26 protein-coding genes and 3 tRNA genes are annotated in these 24,871 nt (G+C 46.0%); 21 read left to right on the top strand and 8 right to left on the bottom strand.

Features of this window, described 5'->3' with window-relative positions; translation table 11 throughout:
* The 13 genes from rpsE (at position 1) to BACSA_RS09960 (ending at position 7,507) form a co-directional block, all read left to right on the top strand.
* The gene (rpsE, locus tag BACSA_RS10015; protein ID WP_013617989.1) at positions 1-516 is read left to right on the top strand and encodes a 30S ribosomal protein S5; all 516 of its coding nucleotides are present in this window, start codon (positions 1-3) and stop codon (positions 514-516) included.
* A gap of 10 nt (positions 517-526) precedes the next feature.
* A complete protein-coding gene (gene rpmD / locus BACSA_RS10010) occupies positions 527-703 on the top strand; it encodes a 50S ribosomal protein L30 (RefSeq protein WP_013617988.1) in 177 nt (58 codons plus the stop codon).
* 23 nt (positions 704-726) lie between these two features.
* Positions 727-1,173, top strand: coding sequence for a 50S ribosomal protein L15 (gene rplO, locus BACSA_RS10005; RefSeq protein ID WP_013617987.1), 447 nt, complete (start codon positions 727-729; stop codon positions 1,171-1,173).
* 4 nt (positions 1,174-1,177) lie between these two features.
* The gene (gene secY, locus BACSA_RS10000) at positions 1,178-2,521 is read left to right on the top strand and encodes a preprotein translocase subunit SecY (protein ID WP_013617986.1); all 1,344 of its coding nucleotides are present in this window, start codon (positions 1,178-1,180) and stop codon (positions 2,519-2,521) included.
* Positions 2,522-2,532: 11 nt separating this feature from the next.
* A complete protein-coding gene (gene map, locus BACSA_RS09995) occupies positions 2,533-3,330 on the top strand; it encodes a type I methionyl aminopeptidase (RefSeq protein WP_013617985.1) in 798 nt (265 codons plus the stop codon).
* 8 nt (positions 3,331-3,338) lie between these two features.
* Positions 3,339-3,557, top strand: a complete 219-nt coding sequence (gene infA / locus BACSA_RS09990) for a translation initiation factor IF-1 (RefSeq protein WP_013617984.1) — start codon at positions 3,339-3,341, stop codon at positions 3,555-3,557.
* Between the two features lie 14 nt (positions 3,558-3,571).
* On the top strand, positions 3,572-3,688 hold the full coding sequence (ykgO, locus tag BACSA_RS19355; RefSeq protein WP_013617983.1) for a type B 50S ribosomal protein L36: 117 nt from the start codon (positions 3,572-3,574) through the stop codon (positions 3,686-3,688).
* A 35-nt stretch (positions 3,689-3,723) separates the two neighbouring features.
* Positions 3,724-4,104, top strand: coding sequence for a 30S ribosomal protein S13 (gene rpsM / locus BACSA_RS09985; protein ID WP_013617982.1), 381 nt, complete (start codon positions 3,724-3,726; stop codon positions 4,102-4,104).
* A gap of 11 nt (positions 4,105-4,115) precedes the next feature.
* On the top strand, positions 4,116-4,505 hold the full coding sequence (rpsK, locus tag BACSA_RS09980; RefSeq protein WP_013617981.1) for a 30S ribosomal protein S11: 390 nt from the start codon (positions 4,116-4,118) through the stop codon (positions 4,503-4,505).
* Between the two features lie 124 nt (positions 4,506-4,629).
* Entirely contained in the window at positions 4,630-5,235 is a 606-nt protein-coding gene (gene rpsD / locus BACSA_RS09975; RefSeq protein WP_013617980.1) for a 30S ribosomal protein S4, read from the top strand.
* Positions 5,236-5,248: 13 nt separating this feature from the next.
* A complete protein-coding gene (locus tag BACSA_RS09970; protein WP_013617979.1) occupies positions 5,249-6,241 on the top strand; it encodes a DNA-directed RNA polymerase subunit alpha in 993 nt (330 codons plus the stop codon).
* Positions 6,242-6,244: 3 nt separating this feature from the next.
* Positions 6,245-6,757 carry a 50S ribosomal protein L17 gene (gene rplQ, locus BACSA_RS09965; protein WP_013617978.1) on the top strand — a complete coding sequence of 171 codons (513 nt, stop codon included), beginning with the start codon at positions 6,245-6,247 and terminating at the stop codon, positions 6,755-6,757.
* 147 nt (positions 6,758-6,904) lie between these two features.
* A complete protein-coding gene (locus BACSA_RS09960; protein ID WP_013617977.1) occupies positions 6,905-7,507 on the top strand; it encodes a ribonuclease HII in 603 nt (200 codons plus the stop codon).
* On the opposite strand, the gene BACSA_RS09955 is transcribed toward BACSA_RS09960, so the two are convergent.
* The 4 genes from BACSA_RS09955 to BACSA_RS09940 form a co-directional block, all read right to left on the bottom strand.
* Positions 7,508-8,434 (bottom strand): magnesium transporter CorA family protein, encoded by a 927-nt coding sequence (locus tag BACSA_RS09955; protein ID WP_013617976.1) that lies wholly within the window; start codon positions 8,432-8,434, stop codon positions 7,508-7,510.
* A 190-nt stretch (positions 8,435-8,624) separates the two neighbouring features.
* A tRNA-Asn gene (locus BACSA_RS09950) sits at positions 8,625-8,698 on the bottom strand.
* Between the two features lie 26 nt (positions 8,699-8,724).
* Positions 8,725-8,798, bottom strand: a tRNA-Asn gene (locus tag BACSA_RS09945).
* A gap of 16 nt (positions 8,799-8,814) precedes the next feature.
* A tRNA-Asn gene (locus BACSA_RS09940) sits at positions 8,815-8,888 on the bottom strand.
* A 220-nt stretch (positions 8,889-9,108) separates the two neighbouring features.
* On the opposite strand from BACSA_RS09940, the gene BACSA_RS09935 reads away from it, so the two are divergent.
* From BACSA_RS09935 to BACSA_RS09925, 3 genes are all read left to right on the top strand, one after another.
* Positions 9,109-10,797 (top strand): S41 family peptidase, encoded by a 1,689-nt coding sequence (locus tag BACSA_RS09935; RefSeq protein WP_013617975.1) that lies wholly within the window; start codon positions 9,109-9,111, stop codon positions 10,795-10,797.
* A 119-nt stretch (positions 10,798-10,916) separates the two neighbouring features.
* The gene (locus BACSA_RS09930) at positions 10,917-11,246 is read left to right on the top strand and encodes a DUF3467 domain-containing protein (protein WP_013617974.1); all 330 of its coding nucleotides are present in this window, start codon (positions 10,917-10,919) and stop codon (positions 11,244-11,246) included.
* A 146-nt stretch (positions 11,247-11,392) separates the two neighbouring features.
* On the top strand, positions 11,393-11,965 hold the full coding sequence (locus tag BACSA_RS09925; protein WP_013617973.1) for a flavodoxin: 573 nt from the start codon (positions 11,393-11,395) through the stop codon (positions 11,963-11,965).
* Positions 11,966-12,170: 205 nt separating this feature from the next.
* On the opposite strand, the gene BACSA_RS09920 is transcribed toward BACSA_RS09925, so the two are convergent.
* The 4 genes from BACSA_RS09920 to BACSA_RS20215 all read right to left on the bottom strand — a co-directional run bounded on the left by BACSA_RS09920 (position 12,171) and on the right by BACSA_RS20215 (position 16,545).
* Positions 12,171-12,575 (bottom strand): hypothetical protein, encoded by a 405-nt coding sequence (locus BACSA_RS09920; protein ID WP_144005213.1) that lies wholly within the window; start codon positions 12,573-12,575, stop codon positions 12,171-12,173.
* 49 nt (positions 12,576-12,624) lie between these two features.
* The gene (locus tag BACSA_RS09915; RefSeq protein ID WP_013617971.1) at positions 12,625-13,536 is read right to left on the bottom strand and encodes a helix-turn-helix transcriptional regulator; all 912 of its coding nucleotides are present in this window, start codon (positions 13,534-13,536) and stop codon (positions 12,625-12,627) included.
* A gap of 199 nt (positions 13,537-13,735) precedes the next feature.
* The gene (galB, locus tag BACSA_RS09910; RefSeq protein WP_013617970.1) at positions 13,736-16,210 is read right to left on the bottom strand and encodes a beta-galactosidase GalB; all 2,475 of its coding nucleotides are present in this window, start codon (positions 16,208-16,210) and stop codon (positions 13,736-13,738) included.
* A 164-nt stretch (positions 16,211-16,374) separates the two neighbouring features.
* Positions 16,375-16,545 (bottom strand): hypothetical protein, encoded by a 171-nt coding sequence (locus tag BACSA_RS20215; protein WP_169311454.1) that lies wholly within the window; start codon positions 16,543-16,545, stop codon positions 16,375-16,377.
* Between the two features lie 34 nt (positions 16,546-16,579).
* On the opposite strand from BACSA_RS20215, the gene gcvH reads away from it, so the two are divergent.
* The 5 genes from gcvH (at position 16,580) to BACSA_RS18920 (ending at position 24,865) form a co-directional block, all read left to right on the top strand.
* Positions 16,580-16,960 carry a glycine cleavage system protein GcvH gene (gcvH, locus tag BACSA_RS09905; protein WP_013617969.1) on the top strand — a complete coding sequence of 127 codons (381 nt, stop codon included), beginning with the start codon at positions 16,580-16,582 and terminating at the stop codon, positions 16,958-16,960.
* Positions 16,961-17,364: 404 nt separating this feature from the next.
* Positions 17,365-17,874 (top strand): 5-(carboxyamino)imidazole ribonucleotide mutase, encoded by a 510-nt coding sequence (gene purE, locus BACSA_RS09900; RefSeq protein ID WP_013617968.1) that lies wholly within the window; start codon positions 17,365-17,367, stop codon positions 17,872-17,874.
* Positions 17,875-18,065: 191 nt separating this feature from the next.
* Positions 18,066-19,904: a 4-hydroxy-3-methylbut-2-en-1-yl diphosphate synthase gene (locus BACSA_RS09895; RefSeq protein WP_013617967.1), complete on the top strand. Its 1,839-nt coding sequence runs from the start codon at positions 18,066-18,068 to the stop codon at positions 19,902-19,904.
* A 224-nt stretch (positions 19,905-20,128) separates the two neighbouring features.
* On the top strand, positions 20,129-24,328 hold the full coding sequence (locus tag BACSA_RS09890) for an acyl-CoA dehydratase activase (protein ID WP_013617966.1): 4,200 nt from the start codon (positions 20,129-20,131) through the stop codon (positions 24,326-24,328).
* A gap of 30 nt (positions 24,329-24,358) precedes the next feature.
* The gene (locus BACSA_RS18920) at positions 24,359-24,865 is read left to right on the top strand and encodes a MarR family winged helix-turn-helix transcriptional regulator (RefSeq protein ID WP_013617965.1); all 507 of its coding nucleotides are present in this window, start codon (positions 24,359-24,361) and stop codon (positions 24,863-24,865) included.
* Positions 24,866-24,871 lie beyond the last annotated feature (6 nt).

Genomic DNA, 24,871 nt, shown 5'->3' with positions numbered 1-24,871 from the left:
ATGGCAGTTAATAATAGAATTAAGATCACTAACGATATTGAGTTAAAAGACAGATTGGTGGCAATAAACCGTGTGACAAAAGTTACGAAAGGTGGTAGAACTTTCAGTTTTGCTGCTATTGTCGTAGTCGGAAATGAGGACGGTATTATTGGCTGGGGTCTTGGTAAAGCAGGTGAAGTAACAGCTGCAATTGCTAAAGGTGTGGAAGCTGCAAAGAAAAATCTGACACGGATACCTGTTTTGAAAGGTACAGTTCCTCATGAGCAAAATGCTAAATTCGGCGGTGCTCAAGTTTTCATTAAGCCGGCTTCAACAGGTACTGGAGTCGTAGCAGGAGGCGCAATGCGTGCTGTCTTGGAAAGTGTGGGTATAACTGATGTATTGGCTAAGTCTAAAGGCTCATCTAATCCGCATAATTTGGTGAAAGCTACAATCCTTGCTTTAAGCGAAATGCGTGATGCTCGCATGGTGGCTCAAAATAGAGGTGTAAGTTTGGATAAAGTATTTAGAGGATAAGGAGGTAATGATGTCAACTATTAAGATTAAACAAGTTAAGAGTAGAATTGGTGCACCTGCGACTCAAAAACGGACATTGGATGCGCTGGGACTTCGTAAATTGAATCATATGGTTGAACTTGAAGCAACTCCTTCTATTCTGGGTATGGTTGAGAAGGTAAGGCATCTTGTTACAATCGTTAAGTAATAATTATTAAAGAATTTTGCAATATGAATTTAAATAGTTTACGTCCTGCAGCAGGTTCTACTAAAACCAGAAAAAGAGTTGGTCGTGGTGCCGGATCTGGTTTAGGGGGCACTTCTACAAGAGGACATAAAGGAGCAAAATCAAGATCGGGTTATTCTAAAAAGATCGGTTTTGAAGGTGGTCAGATGCCGCTTCAGCGCCGTGTCCCCAAATTTGGTTTTAAGAATATTAATCGTGTTGAATACAAAGCCATTAATCTGAACGTTATTCAGGAATTGGCAACAGCTAAGAATCTGTTAAAGGTTGGTATTAATGATTTGATTGAAGCCGGTTTTATTTCTTCTAATCAATTAGTGAAAGTTCTTGGTAACGGTAGTTTAACTACGAAACTCGATGTGGAAGCTCATGCTTTTTCTAAGAGTGCAGTAGCTGCAATCGAAGCCGTTGGTGGTAATGCAGTAAAACTCTGATTCAATGAGAAAATCTATTGAAACATTAAAGAACATATGGAATATTGAGGATCTGAGACAGCGGATCCTCATTACTATATTGTTTGTCGCAATCTACAGATTCGGTTCGTATGTGGTTCTTCCAGGTATCAATCCTGATATGTTGTCAAAATTGCATGAACAAACAAGTGAAGGTCTTCTTGCCTTGTTGAACATGTTCTCTGGTGGAGCTTTTTCCAATGCCTCTATTTTTGCATTGGGAATTATGCCGTACATCTCTGCATCCATCGTGATTCAGTTGTTGGCGATTGCAGTTCCTTATTTCCAGAAACTACAGCGTGAAGGTGAAAGCGGGCGTAGGAAAATCAATCAGTATACACGTATTCTGACTATTTTTATTTTGATTTTTCAGGCTCCGTCTTATCTGATCAACTTGAAAATGCAGGCAGGTCCGGCTCTTAATGCTTCATTAGATTGGACTTTCTTTATTATTACTTCTACCATCATTTTGGCAGCTGGAAGTATGTTTATTTTGTGGCTGGGTGAAAGAATCACAGATAAGGGTATTGGAAACGGTATTTCGTTGATTATCATGATTGGTATCATTGCCCGTCTTCCGCAGGCCTTTTCTGGTGAATTCGTTTCTCGCCTTGCGTCTCCAGGTGCAGGAGGTATCATCATGTTTTTGTTGGAAATTGTCGTGTTGATTTTGGTGATTGCCGCTGCAATTTTGTTGGTGCAGGGTGTCCGTAAAATTCCTGTACAATATGCAAAACGTATTGTGGGGAATAAACAATATGGTGGTGCAAGACAATACATTCCTTTAAAGGTAAATGCTGCAAATGTGATGCCGATTATTTTTGCGCAAGCTATCATGTTTATTCCTATTACTTTTATCGGATTTTCAAATGTGGCTTCAGCGAGTGGTATAGCTCGGGCTTTTGTTGACCATACAAGTTTTTGGTACAATTTGGTTTTTGCTATTTTGATTATCGTATTTACGTGGTTTTATACCGCAATTACGATTAATCCTACCCAAATGGCTGAAGATATGAAACGGAATAATGGTTTTATACCAGGTATTAAGCCGGGTAAGAGTACGGCAGATTATATTGATACGATAATGTCGCGTATTACTTTACCGGGGTCTTTGTTCTTGGCTGTTATTGCCATTCTCCCTGCATTTGCCGGTATTTTTGGAGTTCAAGCAGAATTTGCGCAATTTTTTGGTGGTACATCATTGTTGATTCTTGTAGGTGTCGTACTCGATACTTTGCAACAGGTAGAAAGTCATCTGTTGATGCGTCATTATGATGGGCTGTTGAGTTCAGGTAGAATCAAGGGCCGTTCGGGTGTGGCTGCATATTAATTGCTTTCAATATGATATTTCTGAAAACAGATGATGAAATAGAGCTATTACGTCAAAGTAATCTCCTTGTGGGGAGGACTTTGGCGGAGTTAGCTAAGTTGATAAAGCCTGGGGTTACTACGAAACAGCTTGATAAAGTGGCTGAGGAGTTTATAAGAGATCATGGGGCAACTCCTACTTTCAAGGGATTTCCAAATCCTTATGGCGGACCATTCCCCGGTTCTATTTGTACCTCAGTAAACGAGCAGGTTGTGCATGGCATACCCAATGATACGCCTTTGAAAGAGGGTGATATTATTTCTATTGATTGCGGAACGTACATGGATGGGTATTGCGGTGATTCGGCATATACATTCTGTGTGGGTGAAGTAAAACCAGAGATTGCCGCTCTTTTGCAAACGACAAAGGAAGCTTTGTATAAGGGAATTGAAAATGCTGTACATGGGAAACGTTTAGGTGATATTGGTTATGCAGTTCAGCAACATTGTGAAGCAAAGTCGTATGGTGTGGTTCGCGAATTTGTTGGACATGGCATAGGTAAGGAAATGCACGAAGATCCTCCGGTTCCTAATTATGGGAAAAGAGGTACGGGTATCTTGTTGAAAAAAGGTATGTGCATTGCAATTGAGCCAATGATAACGCTAGGCAGCCGTAAGATAGTTATGGAGAATGACCGTTGGACTATTCGTACAGCAGACCGTAAATGTGCAGCGCATTTCGAGCATACAGTGGCAGTAGGGTTAGGAAAGGCTGATATCTTATCATCATTTGAATATATAGAGGATATATTGAGAAACAAAGAGGATTAAATTAATATATGGCAAAACAATCTGCAATAGAACAAGATGGTATCATCGTTGAAGCATTGTCAAATGCAATGTTTCGTGTAGAATTGGAAAATGGGCACGAGATTACGGCTCATATTTCAGGCAAAATGCGAATGCATTACATTAAAATATTACCAGGTGATAAGGTGCGTGTGGAAATGTCGCCGTACGACTTGTCAAAAGGAAGAATCGTGTTTAGATATAAATAAAAAAGAAAATAGATATGAAAGTAAGAGCATCATTAAAAAAACGTACGCCGGATTGCAAAATCGTGAGACGTAATGGCCGTTTGTATGTTATTAATAAGAAAAATCCTAAGTATAAACAACGTCAAGGATAATTTATTATTATTTTTGCAGAAAAATAATTTAGAATATGGCTATAAGAATAGTTGGTGTAGATTTGCCTCAAAATAAGAGAGGTGAGATTGCGTTGACATACATTTTTGGTATTGGGCGCAGTAGTTCAGCAAAGATTTTGGATAAGGCGGGAGTTGACCGTGATTTGAAAGTAAAGGATTGGACTGATGATCAGGCAGCCAAGATTCGTGAGATTATCGGTGCTGAATACAAAGTAGAAGGTGATCTTCGTTCTGAAATCCAGTTGAACATTAAGCGATTAATGGATATAGGATGCTATCGTGGTGTTCGTCACCGTTTGGGACTTCCTGTAAGAGGTCAGAGCACAAAGAACAATGCTCGTACACGTAAGGGAAGAAAGAAAACTGTTGCAAATAAGAAAAAAGCTACTAAATAATAATTGTTAATATGGCAAAAAAAACAGTCGCAGCTAAAAAAAGAAATGTGAAGGTCGATGCGAATGGACAATTGCACGTACATTCTTCATTCAACAACATTATTGTTTCTTTGGCAAACAGTGAAGGTCAGGTTATTTCATGGTCTTCTGCTGGTAAGATGGGATTTAGAGGTTCGAAGAAGAACACTCCTTATGCAGCTCAAATGGCTGCTCAAGATTGTGCGAAAGTTGCATATGATCTTGGCTTGAGAAAAGTGAAAGCTTATGTGAAAGGTCCTGGAAACGGACGTGAGTCTGCTATCCGTACTGTACACGGTGCTGGAATTGAAGTTACTGAAATTATTGATGTGACTCCATTGCCTCATAACGGTTGTCGTCCTCCGAAAAGAAGAAGAGTATAATTTTAGATAACTTAATTTAAAGTGTAACTTGATTTTGTTAGATACATGGATTGCATTTCCTTTCTGTAATCGCGGCTGCAACAAATTGAGTTCATGAATAACAATTAATTTTAAATTAAAGAAAATGGCTAGATATACTGGACCAAAAACAAGAATTGCACGTAAATTCGGTGAAGCAATCTTTGGAGCTGATAAAGTGTTGTCTAAGAAAAATTATCCTCCTGGACAACATGGAAATACTCGCCGTAGAAAGACTTCTGAATATGGAGTCATGTTGGCTGAAAAACAAAAAGCTAAATATACTTATGGCGTCTTGGAAAAACAATTCCGTAATTTGTTTGAGAAGGCTGCAAGCATGAACGGTATTACCGGTGAAATCCTGTTGCAGAGTCTTGAATGTCGTTTGGATAATATTGTGTTCCGTTTGGGTATTGCGCCTACACGTGCTGCTGCTCGTCAATTGGTAAGTCATAAGCATATTACTGTGGATGGCAAAGTAGTGAATATTCCTTCTTTTGCTGTTAAGCCGGGTCAGCTGATAGGTGTTCGTGAAAAATCCAAGTCTTTGGAGGCTATTGCTAATTCATTGGCTGGATTCAATCACAGCAAATATCCTTGGTTGGAATGGGATGAAAACTCAAAAATGGGTAAATTGTTGCATGTCCCCGAAAGAGCAGACATTCCTGAAAACATTAAAGAACACATGATCGTAGAATTGTACTCTAAATAAAATAATTAATTTCATGGCGATATTAGCATTTCAAAAACCTGATAAAGTATTAATGTTGGAAGCGGATTCTAAATTTGGAAAATTTGAATTCCGTCCGCTTGAACCCGGTTTCGGTATTACCGTTGGTAATGCTTTACGCCGTATTCTTCTTTCTTCGCTGGAAGGTTATGCGATTAACACTATTCATATCGAAGGTGTTGAACATGAATTTGCAACTGTTCCGGGAGTTAAGGAAGATGTTACTAACATTATCTTAAACCTGAAGCAAGTACGGTTTAAGCAAATAGTTGAAGAGTTCGAAAACGAAAAGGTAAGCATTACCGTGGAGAATTCTACTGAATTTAAGGCAGGAGATATTGGTAAGTATTTGACCGGATTTGAAGTGTTAAATCCTGAATTAGTTATTTGCCATTTAGATTCAAAAGCAACTATGCAGATAGATCTTACAATTAACAAAGGTCGCGGATATGTGCCGGCTGATGAAAACCGGGAATTCTGTACCGATGTGAATGTAATTCCTATCGATTCTATTTACACTCCGATTCGTAATGTCAAATATGCGGTAGAGAATTATCGTGTAGAACAGAAGACCGACTATGAAAAGTTGGTGTTGGAGATTACGACGGATGGTTCCATTCACCCGAAAGAAGCGCTGAAAGAAGCTGCGAAGATTTTGATTTACCATTTCATGTTGTTTTCAGATGAAAAAATTACGCTTGAAACTTCAGATGCTGATGGTAACGAAGAATTTGATGAAGAAGTTTTGCACATGCGCCAGTTGCTGAAGACCAAGTTGGTTGATATGGACTTGTCAGTCCGTGCCTTGAACTGTTTGAAAGCTGCCGATGTGGAAACATTGGGAGACTTGGTACAGTTTAACAAGACCGACTTGCTGAAATTCCGTAACTTCGGTAAGAAATCGCTCACGGAGCTTGATGATTTGCTCGAGAGTCTGAATCTGTCGTTTGGAACAGATATTTCTAAGTATAAATTAGATAAAGAATAAAAAATGAGACACAATAAGAAATTTAACCATTTAGGTCGTACTGCTTCTCACAGACACGCTATGTTGGCTAATATGGCATGTTCTTTGATTAAGCACAAAAGAATCACTACGACTGTTGCGAAGGCTAAAGCTTTGAAGAAATACGTAGAACCATTGATTACTCGTTCAAAAGACGATACAACTAATTCTCGTCGTGTAGTATTCAGCTATTTGCAAGACAAATATGTTGTAACTGAACTCTTCAAGGAAATCTCTGTAAAGGTTGCAGATCGTCCGGGAGGTTATACCCGTATTATCAAAACCGGTCACCGTTTGGGAGATAACGCTGAAATGTGCTTTATCGAACTGGTTGACTATAATGAGAACATGGCTAAGACTGCTGCTAAAAAAGCAACTCGCACCCGTCGTTCTAAGAAGTCTGCATCTGCTGCCGCTGAAGTACCTGCTACTGAAGCAACTACAGCCGAAGCACCTGTTGCTGAAGCTACTACAGAGGAAGCCCCTAAAGCTGAATAATTCTGTAAATGCAATATAAAAAGAGGCCGGAATCTTTTCAGATTCCGGTTTTTTTGTTTTTTGGCGTAAATGCTTCTGTTACTTTGAACTGGTACTTGTGTCTGTTTGCAGAAGCAACATTTATGAAGTGAAAAGAGAATGTACACGATGTTATTACCTTATTTACATAAAGATTTGATAGAGGCCGGATGTGATGAGGCGGGGCGAGGATGCCTTGCCGGTGCTGTGTATGCGGCTGCTGTGATTTTACCGTCCGGCTATCAGAATGAGTTGTTGAATGACTCGAAGAAGCTGACAGAACGTCAACGGTATAAGTTGCGTAACATTATTGAGAGCGATGCTTTGGCATGGGCAGTAGGGGTGGTCTCACCCGCAGAGATTGATCAAATCAATATCTTGAATGCGTCTTTTTTAGCTATGCACAGAGCTGTGGAGCAGCTTGCCGTCCGTCCGCAGCATCTGCTGATTGACGGAAATCGTTTCAATCCTTATCCGGGCATTCCTCATACGACGGTTGTCAAGGGGGACGGGAAATATCTGTCTATTGCGGCAGCTTCTATTTTGGCGAAAACCTACCGGGATGATTACATGAATTGTCTGCATGATGAGTATCCGTTGTATGACTGGAAAGGTAACAAGGGATATCCTACTCGGAAACACCGCGAAGCCATCCGGCTTTACGGAACGACTCCGTATCACCGGATGAGTTTCAATTTGTTAGGCGACGGGCAACTGGCTTTTGATTTTTGATTAGAACCATTTGATTTTCCGGAAAATGATAAATGCCATTGCCGAAAGCGCAACCGACAGGCATATGATGAGCGAGAACGCATGTGGGACATGTTCTAAATGAATGTCGACATTCATGCCGTAAAAACTGGCTATTAATGTAGGCACCATCAAGACAATAGACAGCGTAGTCATGCGCCTCATAATCGTGTTTACATTATTTGATATGATAGAGGCAAAGGCATCCATTGTACCGGTAAGAATGTCGCTGTAGATATTTACCATGTTGCGTGCTTGCTTCAGTTCAATCAGTACGTCTTCGGTCAGTTCCTTGTTTTCACGGTCTTTGGTCTCGAAAATGTTCTGGAATTTGCTAATCATGACTTCGTTGCCCCGGATGGAGGTATTGAAATACACCAGGCTTTTTTGTAGATTCATCAGCCGTAGCAAATCTTCGTTACGGATGCTTCGCTCCAGTTCTTTTTCGGCACTGCTTACCTCATTATTGATTTGCTTCAGGTATTTCAGGAACCATACGGCTGAAGAATAGATAAGCCGTAAAATCAATTCATATTTATTGGGAACCTGAATTTGCTTGCGGCGTGTATGCTGGATGAAGTCTGGAATCATCTCGCTGGAGTGGTAGCACACAGATACGGTGATTTCATCGTTGGTGATGATGCCGATGGGAATAGTGCTGTAAGGCACTTTGCTGCTTTGTGTCTGTATCGGAATACGTACGATAATGAGTTGCCAGTTGCCTTCTGTATCTGTACGTGGCCGTTCGTCAGTGTCGGCGATATCATGCAGGAAGGCAGTTGGAACTTTTAGAGTTTCTGTCAGGAATTTGAAATCATCATCGGTAGGGCATTCTACGTTTACCCAGCATCCGGGAAGCCAGTTCTTCTTTTCCATAAAGCCGGCTTCGCAGTAAAGGTATTTTCTCATGTGCTTTACTCCTTTCTTGTTTTGCGTTCATACAGGAGCAAGCATGAATCATCAGAGCGTTCATTCTCCGCTTGCTTCTGTAAAGAAGCGGTTAATAATTTCGGTGTACGTTCGCGGGTTTGAATCGTCCATAATGATTTGTTTGTTAATGGTTATAAAAAAAGTCCGCTTGTTTAGGCGAACTTTTTTGCTCTTCAGGTTGGACTTGAACCAACGACCCTCTGATTAACAGTCAGATGCTCTAACCGACTGAGCTACTGAAGAATGAATGTTGTCTTCTTTTGTTTTTGCTCTTCAGGTTGGACTTGAACCAACGACCCTCTGATTAACAGTCAGATGCTCTAACCGACTGAGCTACTGAAGAATTTATATGTTTTTTGCTCTTCAGGTTGGACTTGAACCAACGACCCTCTGATTAACAGTCAGATGCTCTAACCGACTGAGCTACTGAAGAGTGTTTTTCTTAATTGCGTGGCAAAGGTACTAGCTTCTTTTGAATTATGCAACAACTTTGGCGAAAAAATGTTGTGTAACCGGTCATTTTCTTGATTTCTTCAATGGAAATGGTACAAAAAACCTGTAATATCTAAGTAAAGTTAAATGTTTGCCCTGTTCTGTAAGCTGAAACAGAATAATGTGTTTCTTTGTAGTTCAGATTTATAGATAAACGAGCCATGAATACAAAAAGAATACTTTTAGGGATGTTTGTTGTATTGGTTGGGTTGAGCCTTTCCAGTTTCTGCAATAAAGATGATGACCGTAATTTTCAGGTGGCGAAGAACCTGGATATTTTTAATGCAATCTTTAAGGAACTGGACTTATTCTATGTCGATACCATCAATCCGGAGAAAATGATACAGAATGGTGTAAACGGAATGCTTCAACTGACAGACCCGTATACTGAATATTATCCCGAAGAAGAGATGAGCAGTTTAAAGGAAATGATTACCGGTAAATACGGAGGTATTGGAGCGGTCATCCGTTATTATGAGAAGAAAGACCGCATTGCCATTATCGAGCCGGTAGAAGGCATGCCGGCTGCTGAAGCAGGAGTAAAGGCGGGAGATATTATACTTTCGGTTGGCGGAAAAGAGATGGTGCGTGGCGATATGAAGCCGCAGGATTTCTCATCGAAAGTAAGCGATGCCTTGCGTGGCGAGCCGGGTACTTCGTTTATATTGAAAGTGCTCCGGCCACAGAAAAACGATAGCACGGTGATGGAATTCAAGCTTACCCGTAAGAATATCCGCAACAATCCGGTACCTTATTATGGCATGGTGCACGATAGCATCGGGTATCTTTCGCTTACCGGATTTACAGATAATTGCTCCAAGGATGTGAAAAAGGCGTTTATCGAATTGAAGGACAAAGGAGCGAAAGCGTTGATATTCGACTTGCGCGACAATGGAGGAGGTTCGTTACAGGAAGCCGTTGATATCATTAATTTCTTTGTGCCGAAAGGGAAGGAGATTGTGGTGACAAAAGGGAAAATCCGTCAGGCGGCAGGCTCTTTCAAGACAACAAGTGAGCCTATTGATGCCGCAATTCCGCTTGCTATTTTGGTAAATGGCAATTCGGCTTCTGCTTCCGAAATTATGAGCGGTTCGATGCAAGACCTTGACCGTGCGGTAATTATCGGCACACGTACGTTTGGGAAAGGGCTGGTGCAGACTACGCGCCAATTGCCTTATAACGGTACATTGAAAGTAACGACTTCGAAGTATTATATTCCCAGCGGGCGTTGCATTCAGGCGATAGATTATGCTAAGAAGAATGCCGATGGCTCGGTGGCGCGTATTCCGGATAGTTTGACACATGTGTTTTATACGGAGGCAGGACGTGAAGTGCGTGATGGGGGAGGCATCCGCCCCGATATTGAAATAGAGGGAGATAAGTTCCCGAATATTTTGTTTTATCTGATGAACGATGACCTGATATTCGATTATGCGACTCAATATTGCCTGAATCATCCGGAAGTGGCGTCAATTGATTCGTTGCAGATTACCGACGCTGATTATGCCGATTTCAAGAAACTGGTAAAAGAAGCCGATTTTACCTATGACCGCCAGAGTGAGCAGGTGTTGAAAACATTGAAGGAGGTCGCAGAGTTCGAAGGCTATATGGAAGGGGCGGAAGCCGAGTTTAAGGCATTGGAGCAGAAATTGAATCACAACCTTGACCGCGATTTGGATTATTTTTCGAAACCGATTAAGGAACAGATTGCCGAAGAAATTGCAACCCGTTATTTCTTCCAGCGGGGGGCTGTAATGCAACGCCTGAAAGATGATGCCGATTTGAAGAAAGCCATCGAAATCCTGACTTCCCCCGAAGAATACCGCAAGATTCTTTCGGTTCGGAATTGATTGGTAAGGTTTACATGCTTTTTTCAGAATGCTAAAATAAATATCTGATCCAACTCGCGATAATCACGAAAAGTTTGTTACTTTTGTATTGTGTATTTGTATTTAAATAAAATAATCCCATGGAAAACGAAAATAAGAACAATCAAGACCAGTTGCAGATTGAGCTGAAAGACGAAGTTGCTCAAGGTACGTATGCCAATTTGGCGATTATTACTCATTCCACGTCCGAGTTTATCCTCGATTTTGTCCGTATTATGCCGGGGCTTCCGAAAGCTGGCGTGCAGTCTCGCATTGTGATGACTCCCGAAAATGCCAAACGTTTGCTTTTCGCGCTGCAAGACAATATCGTGAAATATGAGAAGAACTTTGGACAAATCAAGATGCCCGAACAGCAACGTGCCGATAAGACTTTTGTCCCGCCGTTGAGCGATTTCAAGGGAGAGGCATAAAAATTGTGTAAGCACTTAGAACTTAAGATAACCTGACCGGGACCGAGGCAAGTCTTTATCGGACTTGCCCGGTTTGCGGTCATTTTTTATACCTGTTTATTACAGAGATGTTTTTTGTTAATGAGGATATTCATAAAAAATATGGTATGAACAAGATTTTATTATCCATTGCGGCGGTACTGGTCATCTGTTTTACCGCCTGTGCCCAAAAGAAAGACAAACAAAATGTAAGTAATGCATCATCCAAGATGTTGGTAGCTTATTTTTCGGCGACCGGAACGACTGCCCAAGTCGCCCGTAACATTGCGGACATTACCGGCGGAGAACTGTTCGAAATTGCACCTCAGCATCCATATACTGAGGCTGACCTCGATTGGAACGACCGGCAGTCGCGCAGTTCGGTGGAAATGAATGATGTTAAATCCCGTCCGGCACTTAAAGTGACGAAAACAGACATTGCCGGATATGATGTCGTTTTTATCGGCTATCCCATTTGGTGGAACCTTGCTCCAAGAATCATCAACACATTCATTGAAAGCCACGACCTGAGAGGCAAAACCGTCATTCCGTTTGCCACCTCCGGTGGAAGCGATATCAGCAACAGTGTTTCCGAATTGAAAAAAGCCTATCCCGATTTAAATTGGAAAGAAGGAAAGTTACTGAACAAGGTGGGTAACAGTGCCCTGCAAAATTGGATTCATGGCATAACCAATCATTAATAGCGACATCAAGGTGAATGAGGTGGTTATTTAAAGCGCAGTCTTCATGATATGCGTTTTGAAAAATTGTCAAGAGACCTCGTAAACGAACATAAGTGAGTTGATCGACTCACTTATGTGAAACGCTCGAGTTACTTATGTAAAACGCTCCACTCACTTATGTTCATCAAAACGCATGCTTCTCTTCGGGAAAATATTGTTTCCGCTAATCCGCTATAAAATCATACAGGTCGGGGTCTTCGTAATTGAGGTCGTACTCCGTCTGTTCCGCATCCGCCGGATTGACACCGTCCCAACCATCCAGCGTCACGTTCTTCCGGTGCCGGTACTTCCGTACAGGCTTGGAAACCTGACGGGCTTTGCCCAACCGGATAGAATCCTGGCATTGCTTTGCCGTCAAGGGCGTGCGCGAAAGGATTTCGTAATACTTTACCGTCTTCCTCGGACCTTGAGGCTCCAGCCGCACATTGCCGTTAATCAGCTTTTCAGCTTTGTATTCCCTCTTATCGGGAACCGTTTCCACTTCCACCACATAGCGGTGTAACGTCTGCGCATGGACCATACACGAACAAAACGCAACGATGAGCATACATAAATAGATCTTTTTCATAGGCTATAAGTATTCTGTTTTTGAGTTCCTGTTATGCTTCAACCTACGATCATTCATTCCGCTTCAACGCCTCTTCGTACACTTTCCGTACCCGTTCCCTAAGGTGGGGCGGGCTGATGACTTCCAACGAGCGGCTTCGGGAAAGCAGCTCCATCACAAAATCGTTGGTGATACGCAGGCGTACTTTGATGCGGAACTCGTCCGCATTGTCTGTCAAGACCTGCTGGGAATGATGCAAAGGTACCGACTTCAGGAATTTGCCGTCCAAGGCATCATACTTCAGTTCGACGTCTTCTACCGGGATGTCCGGCTGGTTCCAGATGCCAAAACAATCGCGGAACAATTCACCTGCATCTATATCCATATTCCGCTTGAAAGTCTCGTTTTCGCATACGCGCAAATCACAGATACGGTCTGCCCCAAAAGCCTTCAGCACATCCCCTTCGTATGCCAACAGATACCAACGCTGGTTCGATTCTTTCAAATAATGAGGAAGCACTTTCTTTTCCTCTACCTTATCGCCCTGCCTTACCAGCGTATAGCGGAACACCACAGGGTGTGTATGCTTGATGGCACTTATCAGCATCGGCAGGCACTCGCTGGGCAACGGGCGGTGATGTTCCGCCAACACATAGGTGCGCAAGTTGGTGTCTCCTTCCAAGGCATTGAGCAGGTCGAAGTTCTGAAGCAGCTGGCCGTACCGTTCCGGAGCATTTTTGTCTTCTTCCTTTATATAATACCCGTGGGCTTTCTCGTCGAACCCGATACTGATGCCAAACAGACTTTCTATTTCCTTGAAGTCGCGTTGCAACGTGCGCTGCGTCACACCCGAATAGCCGCGCAATGCCATTGCATCTGCCACATAGCGTTTCAGTTCTTCCACAGGCACATACCGCCTCTTGCCTTCCAGCTTGTTGAGAATGACCAACATGCGCTGCAAACCTTCCAACCGTTTTCCCATAGTGTTTATTTTTTAGTTCGAGGCAAAGATAAAAAGGGTAAACGACAAAACATGTCGTTTGTGCAAAAATCTTGCTATCACATTTCCACCAAATGTTTTCCCGCATTTTGCCGGTATCCACCAAATCTTTAGATAAAAAGAGAGCAAACGACAGGTTTTATCGTTTGCTCAAAAATCTCCCAATTATAATATATACAGACTATTCACGCACCGTGCGCAAGGTCAGCTTGCCGCCCTTCACACCCTTTGCTTTCGCCTCGAAACAGATTTCTCCGGCTTCTTCTTTAGTCTGTACTATGGCGGTCAATGCGCCGCTGAAGGCCGGCATCCGGTTTTCGTGGAACAGATAGAGACAGGTAGGGTCGCCGTTTGCCGAAGCACGATACGTGCCTGCCCCCTTTACCGAGAAGTGTACCAGGCGGTTGTCCATCGGACACAGATTGCCATCCTTGTCCACGATGCGCACCGTGATGTAGGCAAGGTCTTTCCCGTCTGCCGCCAGCTCCGTACGGTCTGCCACCAGCTCAATGTGGTGAGGCTTGCCAACCGTACGCACTACCTTTTCGTCCGCCGCCTTTCCGGATGCATCATAAGCCACTACTTTCAGCTCGCCCGGCTCGTATGGCACATCCATCCACATCAGCCGATACCGGCGCTGGAGCCAAAGCGAATCCTTGCCCTGCAGGGCTTGGCTTTCTTCGCGCGTCAGCTTGCGCTGCTTCCCATAGCTCTTGCCGTTCACGAACAGTTCCGCTTCGGGATAACTGGTGTAGGCAAATACCGGCGTGTTTTCGCCTTCCCTGCCCTGCCAGTTCCAGTGCGGCAACACGTGCAGGGTAGGTGATTTCCTGTTCCAGATACTCCGATAGAGGTAATAGCGGTCTTTGGGCAGGCTTGCCAGGTCGATAATGCCGAACAACGAGCTATGGCTGGGCCAGGCATCGGTATCGTAAGGCGAAGGTTCGCCCAAGTAATCGAAACCCGTCCATACGAACTGGCCGATGGTCCACGGATAATCGTCGGCAAGGGCGAAATCCTCATCGGGCACGTTGCTCCACGAACAATGCTCCAAGTCATATCCGCTCGACTGATGGTCTTCGTACTTGGCATCGCCGCGCTTCCGTACCGGGAACTTATACACCCCTCTCGAGCTGACCGTAGAGGATGTTTCCGAGCCCAGCACAATGTTCTGAGGCAGGCGGTTGTAGGCTTCTACATACCGGTGGGCACGGTAATTGAATCCAGGCACATCCAGCATGGCGGCAAACCCATTGCCCAACACGCTCGACACCTGGTCCATGCCGCATGTGACCGGACGCGTAGGGTCTTCGCGGTGGCAGATGTCCTGCAGGAACGAAGCCACCTTATACCCTTCGGGCTTCCACTGGGTAGGCACCTCGTTGCCGATGCTCCACATCACCACGCTGGGATGGTTGCGGTAATGGCGCAACATGTTCACCATGTCTTTCTCCGCCCATTCGCCGAAGAAGCGGTGATAACCGTTCTCGCACTTGGCGATATCCCATTCGTCGAACGGCTCCAGCATCATCATAAAGCCCATCTCGTCGCACAGTTCCACCAGTTCGGGAGCCGGCATGTTGTGGGCGGTACGTATCGCGTCGCAACCCATGTCCTTCAACATCGTCAGCTGGCGGCGCAGGGCAGCCACATTCACGGCAGCCCCCAGCGGACCGAGGTCGTGATGGTTGCACACCCCTTGGAACTTGCGGTGCTTTCCGTTCAGGAAGAAACCCTTGTCGGGCACAATCTCCAGGCTGCGGATGCCGAAACGGGTCGTGTATTCGTCCACCTGCCGGTTATCCACGTAAATCTTAGATACCGCCTTATACAAGAAAGGCGTTTCGGGCGACCACAACTTCGGAGCATCTACCAGAAAGTTCTGCTCAAAGGGCATTCCGTGATTGATTTTGCGCGTATTGTCTTTCACCGCTACCACCTTCCCTTCGGGTGAGAGAATCTCCGTCACGATGCGGATATCCTTATCCCCTGCATGGGCAACGGTGGTAAGCAGCTTCACCGAGGCATAGCTGGCTTCCACATGAGGCGTAGTAAGCTGCGTCCCCCATACAGGCACATGCACCTTTTCTGTAGTCACCAGTCGCACGTTCCGGTAAAGCCCTGCCCCCGGATACCAGCGCGAAGACTGCGGGCGGTTTTCCAAACGTACTGCCAGCGTATTCTTCCGCCCGTCCGTATAGATATAAGGTGTCACGTCAATGTGGAACGAATTATACCCCAGCGGCCAGAAGCCCGCTTCTTTTCCGTTCACGTAAACCCGCGCCTCGCTCATGGCACCATCGAACACCAGGGAAGCCTCTTTGCCCGCAGGCACTTCGAAGGTGGTGCGATACCAGCCTGTGCCTACGTAGGGAAGTCCTCCGGTACGTCCGGTCTTCACCGAAGCCTGCGTCTCGAAGTTCTGCTTAACCGCCACGTTCTGCAGGTCATGGCTCCGGTCGAACGGACCATAGATAGCCCAGTCATGCGGCACGGTCACGGTTTCCCATTGCGTATCGTCAAACGTCTCTTGCACAGCCTCAGGCGCATCACCTTTCGTGAATTTCCAGTTCTTCTCTAACAATGTCTCTTGCCTTTGCGCCCATGCAAAGAGCGAACAGAAACTAAGCAAACACAAAAGTACTTTCTTTTTCATGGTAATAATTTCTTGGTTTTACTGGCAAAAGTAATGATTCTCCTGATATATCGACCGTCCAAGAGAGGAAATTATACATTTTCGAAACGTAAAATCCGTTCAGACTTCCCATACCAGTATCCGGCTTTTCCCGCTACCGGAAGAAAGAGCGGTCGGCGATGCACCTATATGCGCATGCCGATGCATATAGTTCTGGACACAAACGTAGGTATATGCATCACGCTCTCATCCGGCTTCAATTCCCCATTCGATACGCCTGCCCGTGCAAGGTTTACTATACGGATAAAGAAATTCTGGCTCCGCCATTCTTCATTCTTCATTTTAAATTCGTACATTTGCAGGAAATATAAACCTTTAAAATCTCGAATTATGAATTTCCCTACGAATGTAAAGTACACGAACGAACACGAATGGATTCGCCTGGAAGGTGAAGAAGCCTATGTAGGCATTACCGATTACGCACAAGACCAATTGGGTGACATCGTCTTTGTGGACATCACCACCGAAGGCGAGACGCTGGACAAAGGCGAAGTGTTCGGCACCATAGAGGTAGTGAAAACCGTTTCCGACCTTTTCCTCCCAATAGGCGGAGAGGTGCTGGAAGTAAACCCGGAACTGGAAGAGCATCCGGAACTGGTGAACCAAGACCCGTATGGTAAGGGTTGGCTGGTGAAAATCAAGCCGGCAGATCCGTCGGAAATGGACGGCCTGCTGGATGCAGAAGCATACAAGCAACTGATTAATGAATAATTTAATGAAGGAGTTAAGGAGTTAAAGCCAATAGTCAGGTTGATGAAAATATAGTAAAACCAAATTGGTTTGCGAAAAATTCTTGATGTATTGTCATCCTGAGTGCCCGTTTCCTGCGGAAAACCCATTCGATTATGACAGGGATTTTTCAAAGCTATTGTCATCCTGAACGAACGTGAAGGATCTCGTAGACATCCACGCGGATGTGAGATTCTTCCTCCCTACGGTCGTCAGAATGACAAGAGGTAAGGATAATCCGTCATTGGTAACGAACGTGAAGGATCTCGTGCACATCCACGTGGGCGCATCCGAGATGCTTCATTTCGTTCAGCATGACAAATGATTTTTCGCAATTCATTTCTGATTGACTGTAACTCCTTAACTCCTCAAAAAAAACAAACGACATGAAACCGATTGTAAGTATCATCATGGGAAGCACTTCCGACCTTCCCGTTATGGAAAAGGCTGCGGCTTTCCTCAACGACATGCAAGTGCCGTTCGAAATGAACGCCCTTTCCGCCCACCGCACTCCCGCCGAAGTGGAGAAGTTTGCCAAAGAAGCCGCAGGCAGGGGCCTGAAAGTCATTATTGCCGGAGCCGGCATGGCGGCTGCATTGCCGGGTGTCATTGCCGCCAATACCACACTGCCCGTCATCGGCATCCCTATCAAAGGTTCCGTCCTGGACGGTGTAGATGCCTTGTATTCCATCCTTCAGATGCCTCCGGGCATCCCCGTGGCTACGGTAGCCATCAACGGGGCGATGAATGCCGCCATCCTTGCCGTGCAGATGCTCGCCCTGTCTGACGAGGCGTTGGCACAGAAGTTTGCCGCATACAAGGAAGGCTTGAAAAACAAAATCGTCAAAGCCAACCAAGACCTGAAAGAGGTGAAATACGAGTACAAAGTAGATTGATTTTTTAGGTGACTAGGTACCAGGTGACTAGGTGACTAGGTTCTGGTTAGGTGACTAGGTACCAGGTGACTAGGTGACTAGGTTCTGAATACCTTGTTGGCGCCAGTCGATGGTATCTGAAACCTAGTCACCTAGTACCTAGTCACCTAGTACCTAGTTACCTAGTACCTAAAACCCAGTACCTAAAATATATGGATTATTTCAACTATTCACGCCGCCAGGCAAGCGAAGTATATGTAGGCGGCACACCTATGGGAGGCACTAACCCCATCCGGGTGCAAAGCATGACCAATACGCCTACCACCGATACCGAGGCCTGTGTAGAGCAGGCCATCCGCATTATTGAAGCGGGAGGAGAATACGTGCGCCTCACCACCCAAGGCACACGTGAGGCCGAGAACCTGAAGAACATCAACATCGGCTTGCGCTCGAAAGGCTACGGCACACCGCTGATTGCCGACGTCCACTTCAATCCGAAAGTGGCGGAAGTGGCAGCGCTTTATGCCGAAGGGGTACGCATCAATCCGGGCAACTATACCGATGCCGCACGTACCTTCAAGAAGCTGGAGTATACGGATGAAGAATACGCAAAAGAGATACAAAAGATACGCGAACGGCTGGTCCCTTTCCTGAACATCTGTAAGGAAAACCATACCGCCATACGCATCGGGGTAAACCACGGCTCGCTATCCGACCGTATCATGTCACGCTATGGCGATACACCGGCAGGCATGGTGGAATCGTGCATGGAGTTCCTGCGCATCTGCGTGGAAGAACAATTCACGGACGTGGTCATTTCCATCAAGGCATCGAATACCGTCATTATGGTGAAAACGGTCCGCTTGCTGGTGGCGCAAATGGAAAAAGAAGGCATGGCATTCCCGCTTCATCTGGGCGTGACAGAAGCGGGTGACGGAGAAGACGGGCGCATCAAGTCGGCATTGGGCATCGGAGCCTTGCTATGCGACGGACTGGGCGACACCATCCGTGTCTCGCTTACAGAAGCTCCTGAAGCGGAAATACCTGTGGCGCGCAAATTGGTGGACTACGTCTCCAAGCGGAACGGCCATATCTACATACCCGGAACGGAAGCGGAGGGCTTTTGCTATACCGACCCGGCACGCCGCACCACTACCCCCGTAGGGAATATCGGCGGCGGCCATGTACCCATCGTCATATCAGCGCGCCTCAACGGGAATATGGAGACAAACGGACAATTCCGTCCGGACTATATCTATTGCGGGCAGACCTTGCCCGAAGAACGCCAGCCGGGCATCGGCTACATTGTAGACGCAAACCGTTGGGACGGAAGCGAAGGCACTTATCCGGCATTCAGCCACAAGCAGCTCATTGAATTGCATTACAGCCAGGCGAAACGGAAATTTCTCTTCCTTACCTATCTGACATTGGATGAAGAGGCCATTGCCTGCCTGCGCCGCCACCCGGAAACCGTCGTCATCGCACAGAGCAATCATGCGAACCGCCTGGGCGAGTTCCGCGGCTTAGCCCACCAACTGATGGCATCAGGACTGAAAAATCCATTGGTGTTCTTCCAGTATTATAAGGAAACCTGTCTGGAAGATTTCCAGCTGAAAGCCGCTACGGACATGGGTGCTTTGCTCATCGACGGGCTCTGCGACGGCATCTTGCTTTATAACGACGGTGATGCTATCTCCGACTTGAAATTAGACGAAACTGCATTCGGCATCCTTCAAGCCGGACGCCTGCGTACTTCGAAAACCGAATACATCTCCTGCCCGGGATGCGGACGTACGCTCTACGACCTCGAAGCAACCATCGCCCGCATCAAAACCGCGACCTCGCATCTGAAAGGCCTGAAGATAGGCATCATGGGCTGCATCGTAAACGGTCCGGGCGAAATGGCAGATGCCGACTATGGCTATGTAGGTGCCGGACGGGGCAAAATCAGCCTCTATAAGAAAAAGGAATGCATCGAGAAAAATATCCCTGAAGAACAAGCCGTAGAAAAACTACTGGAACTGATTGCAAAGGATAAAGCAACGGAATGAAAATAATCCTGTAATTTGTCTTTTATCTTATACACCGCAGGCAGACACATTTATGATTCGCAAATGTGCCTGCCTGCAGTTGTATAAGACGCTCCCCACGTCATTCTTCTTTTTGTATTTTTAACACAGAATCCTTTTACTTATAGATTGACTAGTCAATGCTTTTGCTATATTTGCAGTGTTCTTATACAAGTTTATATCATTAATAAGATAAGGAGGCTGATATGAATGCTGTCTATAAAATAGGATTAGACATTGGTTCCACCACGATAAAAACTGTAGTATTGGCACCGGATGGAAGCATTGCATTTTCCGGATACAGAAGGCATCATGCCCGAATAAGAGAAAGCCTGTCAGAGTTATTGCAGGAAATACATAAGCAAATAGGTGATGCGCTTGTCTGCATACGGCTTACCGGCTCTGTCGGAATGGGAGTTGCCGAAAAGTATGGTTTGCCTTTCACGCAAGAAGTAGTGGCAGCCACACATTATGTCAAACAATACTCCAGCCAATGCGGTACCATGATTGACATCGGAGGAGAGGATGCCAAAGTGGTGTTTTTCAATAACGGTACTGCCACGGATTTGCGCATGAACGGGAACTGTGCCGGAGGTACAGGCGCTTTCATCGACCAGATGGCTTTATTGTTGGGAGTGTCTGTGGAACAGATGAACGGACTTGCCTTAAAGGCGGAGCGGATATATCCCATTGCTTCGCGGTGTGGCGTGTTCAGCAAGACAGACGTGCAAAACCTGATAGCCAGAAATACAGCCCGGACAGACATCGCCGCCTCCATATTCCATGCCGTAGCGGTACAAGTTGTCATCACATTGGCACACGGGTGCGAAATCAAGCCGCCCGTATTGTTCTGCGGAGGCCCGCTCACCTTTTTGCCTGCGTTGCGGAAAGCCTTTACCGATTACCTGCATCTGAGAGAACAAGACATCATGCTACCGGAAAACAGCCACTTGATTCCGGCTTGGGGCACGGCTCTGACAATAGAGAACGGATGCGGTACAAGGCTTTCGGATTTGATGCAGGTCGTCAATTCGGCTTCCATTTCCGGCATAGAACTAACGCACAGGCTGGAGCCTATCTTTACAAGCAAAGAAGATTACGGGCAATGGAAAGCACGCATGACGCAGCACGATTTCCGAACGAGAGCACTTCATGGAGGTACAGAAAGAATAACCTTAGGCATCGACTCAGGTTCTACCACAACGAAAATCGTTGCACTGAACCAGCAGGACGAGCTGCTGTACACGTATTATGCCAACAACAACGGAAATCCGATAGCCACGGTAGAAAAAGGACTGGAGGCACTGGAAGAAGCCTGCCGGAAATCGGGGACGGATATACGCGTAACGGGCAGTTGTGCCACCGGTTACGGCGAAGACCTCATAAAAGCCGCCTTCCATCTGGATGACGGCATCGTAGAGACCATCGCCCATTACGAGGCTGCCCGCCACTTAAAGAAAGACGTATCGTTCATTCTCGATATCGGCGGACAGGACATGAAGGCGATGTTCGTGAGCGGTGGCGTTATCAACCGCATTGAAATCAATGAAGCCTGTTCTTCCGGTTGCGGCTCTTTCCTCGAAACTTTTGCCCGGTCGCTGGGTTATTCGGTGCAAGAGTTTGGCAAGGAGGCTTGCCGGGCAACACATCCGTATGACTTGGGCACACGCTGCACGGTATTTATGAACTCGAAGGTAAAACAGGCGATGCGCGAGGGAGCTGCCGTAGCGGACATTGCGGCGGGACTTTCGTATTCGGTGGTAAAGAACTGCCTGTATAAAGTCCTGCGCCTCAAAGATACAAGTGAGTTGGGGCAGAACACGATTGTTCAAGGAGGTACGATGCGGAATGATTCGGTGGTGCGTGCCTTTGAGAAGCTGACGGGAAAAGAAGTTTTCCGAAGCAGCTATCCGGAACTGATGGGCGCCATCGGTTGTGCGCTCCATGCCCGTAAGTTTGAGCAAAACGAAACATCCTTGGATGAATTGTCAGGACGCGCTTCCTATACCACCCGCCAGCGGCAATGCCACGGATGTGAGAACAACTGTTTTATTACCACTTATACATTCGCTAACGGAAACCGTTACCATTCGGGCAACCGTTGTGAAAGGATGTTCACAAACCGGGGAACGATACAACAAGGGATGAACGCATACGCGTATAAGCTGGATTTGCTTTTCAACCGTCCGTGCGAGCTTGAATCGCCACGGGCTGTCATCGGCATTCCGCGTTGCCTGAACATGTACGAGGAATATCCGTTCTGGCACACGCTGTTCAGCGGTTGCAACATCCAAGTGGTGCTTTCCGCTCCATCCACATTTGCAAAATATGAAGAAAAAGCAAAGTTGGTCATGTCAGACAATATTTGCTTCCCTGCCAAGTTGGTACATAGCCACATCCAGGATTTGATAGACCGCAAAGTGGAGCGGATATTCATGCCGTTTGTCGTGTTCGAACGGATGGACGGAGGACAAAACAGTTACAATTGTCCCATCGTTTCAGGATATTCGGAAGTAATCAAGAGCGTGCAAGACAAGGGGACTCCCATTGATTCTCCCGCCATCACATTTAAAGACCGGCATCTGCTGTTCAAGCAGTGCCAAGCCTACCTGAAACAGTTTGGCATCGGTGATTCTGTTTGCAGGCAAGCTTTCCGTAAAGCGGTGGATGCATTGGAGGAGTTCGATACGGCAATGACCGAATATAACCGCCACGTGCTGGAGGACAGCCGCAACAATCACCGCCTTGCCGTTCTGTTGGTCGGACGCCCCTACCATGCAGACCCGTTGATACAACATAAATTGTCGGATTTGGCGGCAGGCATGGGCGTAAACATCCTGACCGATGACATTGTGCGCCGTGAAAACATCGAAGTGAATGATGCTTACATTCTTCCGCAATGGGCTTATGTCAACCGAATCCTGAAAGCGGTAAAATGGGCTGCGATGCAGGACAACGGTATCCAATGTATGCAGATGACCTCTTTCGGTTGCGGTCCCGACGCTTTCCTGACAGACGAGACCCGCAATCTGATGAAGCGTTACGACAAGACGCTGACCCTGCTGAAACTGGATGATATCGATAATATCGGTTCCATTAAGTTGCGTGTACGTTCTGCCATCGAGAGCCTGAAACTGGCAGCCGGTGAATGCAATCGTCCTGTTTCCGTGCGTCCTTTCGTCACCCCGCCTGCATTCCAAGCAGCCGACAGGAAGCGGACCATCTTAGCTCCATTCTTTACGCCGTTCATCTCTCCGTTGATTCCTTCTCTGATGAAACTGGCAGGCTATAAGGTGGAGAACTTGCCGATGAGCGATGCCGTATCGTGCGATTGCGGATTGCGGTATGCCAATAATGAAGTATGCTATCCTGCCACGTTGATAGTAGGCGACATCGTGAAAGCCTTCGAAAGCGGCAAGTACGTCCCGGAACAGACTGCTGTGGCTATGACACAGACAGGAGGGCAATGCCGAGCTTCTAATTACCTGTCGTTGATAAAACGGGCATTGACAGAGGCAGGTTTCAGAAATGTCCCGGTCATATCGCTTACTTTTGGCGATGACTTGAAGAACAATCAGCCCGGCTTCCGGATGAACTGGTTTAAGATGCTTCCTGTGGCATTGAACGCCTTGCTGTATAGCGATTGTATTGCTAAATTCTACTATGCGGCTGCCGTACGCGAAAAAGAAAAAGGAAGCGCGGCACGGCTCAAGGAGATGTATCTGAATGCGGCACAAGATTTGATAGAACGGAACGTCACCGGTGATTTGTTGTCCTACCTGTTCTTGGCTGCCAGAGATTTCAACCAGATTGCAGTCCCTTGCGAAGTGCCCAAGGTCGGCATTGTCGGAGAGATTTACCTGAAGTTCAATCCTTTTGCCCAAAAAGACATTAGCGAATGGCTGGTAAGCAAGCGGATAGAAATTATACCTCCTCTGCTTACCGAGTTTTTTGTACAAGGTTTCGTCAATTATATCGTAAAGCAGGATAGCGGGCTGCGTAAGCGTATCGTGCCGGATTCGTTTGTCCGCTGGCTTTACAACCGTATATGGACACGCATGGAGAAATTCAACAAGGCTTGTTGGGAATTCCGCTATTTTGTCCCCTTCAAAAATGTATTCGATGAGGCGGAAGAAGCCGCCAAGGTCATTTCCTTGAATGCGCAGTTCGGCGAGGGGTGGATGCTTCCGGCGGAAATCCTTTCCCTGTACCGTCAAGGCGTAAAGCATGTGGTCAGCCTGCAACCTTTCGGTTGTATTGCCAACCACATCGTGTCGCGGGGAATCGAGAACCGTATCAAACGCCTTGCCCCCGACTTGCAACTGCTCTCGCTGGACTTTGACAGCGGGGTGAGCGATGTCAACATTACCAATCGGTTATTGTTGTTCATCAACAACCTGAAATAATAAAAGTATCATCATTTAATATCTTCACTTATGGAAAAGCGCATTAAAAATTCTGCTAAGAAAGATCCAGTGGACTCCATTCCCAACATTGACACCTCATGGAAAAATTCATTAGGCTTTCAGTTAGGAAAGGCACTGTGGGCATTGTCTGCAACATTGAATGCAACGCTGAAAGAAAACGGCATAGACTTGCCTACCTCCCAATACATCGTCATGCGGTTCCTATACGGGCAAGATGGCATCAGCCAGAACCGGATAGCCACCCTGCTGTATAAGGATGCCGCTGCCATCAAGCGCAGCATCGATAATCTGGAGAAGAAAGGGCTGGTTGAAAGAAGGGCGGTATCGCGTTGCAAGAATAATATTTACCTGACGGAAAAAGGGCGGGAACTGATGCCTGAAGTCATCGCCGTCGCCAATAAGGTGTTTGACATGACTACCGAATTGCCGGAAGATATGTGCCGCATAGGCAATCTCTATCTGGAGAGCATATACAATAAGTTCCAGAAGGAGAAGAGCGCAAAAGAAAAGAAATAAACGGAG

The organism is Phocaeicola salanitronis DSM 18170 (assembly GCF_000190575.1).
Classification (GTDB): Bacteria; Bacteroidota; Bacteroidia; order Bacteroidales; family Bacteroidaceae; genus Phocaeicola; species Phocaeicola salanitronis.
Note: the sequence above shows the minus strand (reverse complement) of the source record. Positions and strands in the feature narration are given on the sequence as shown.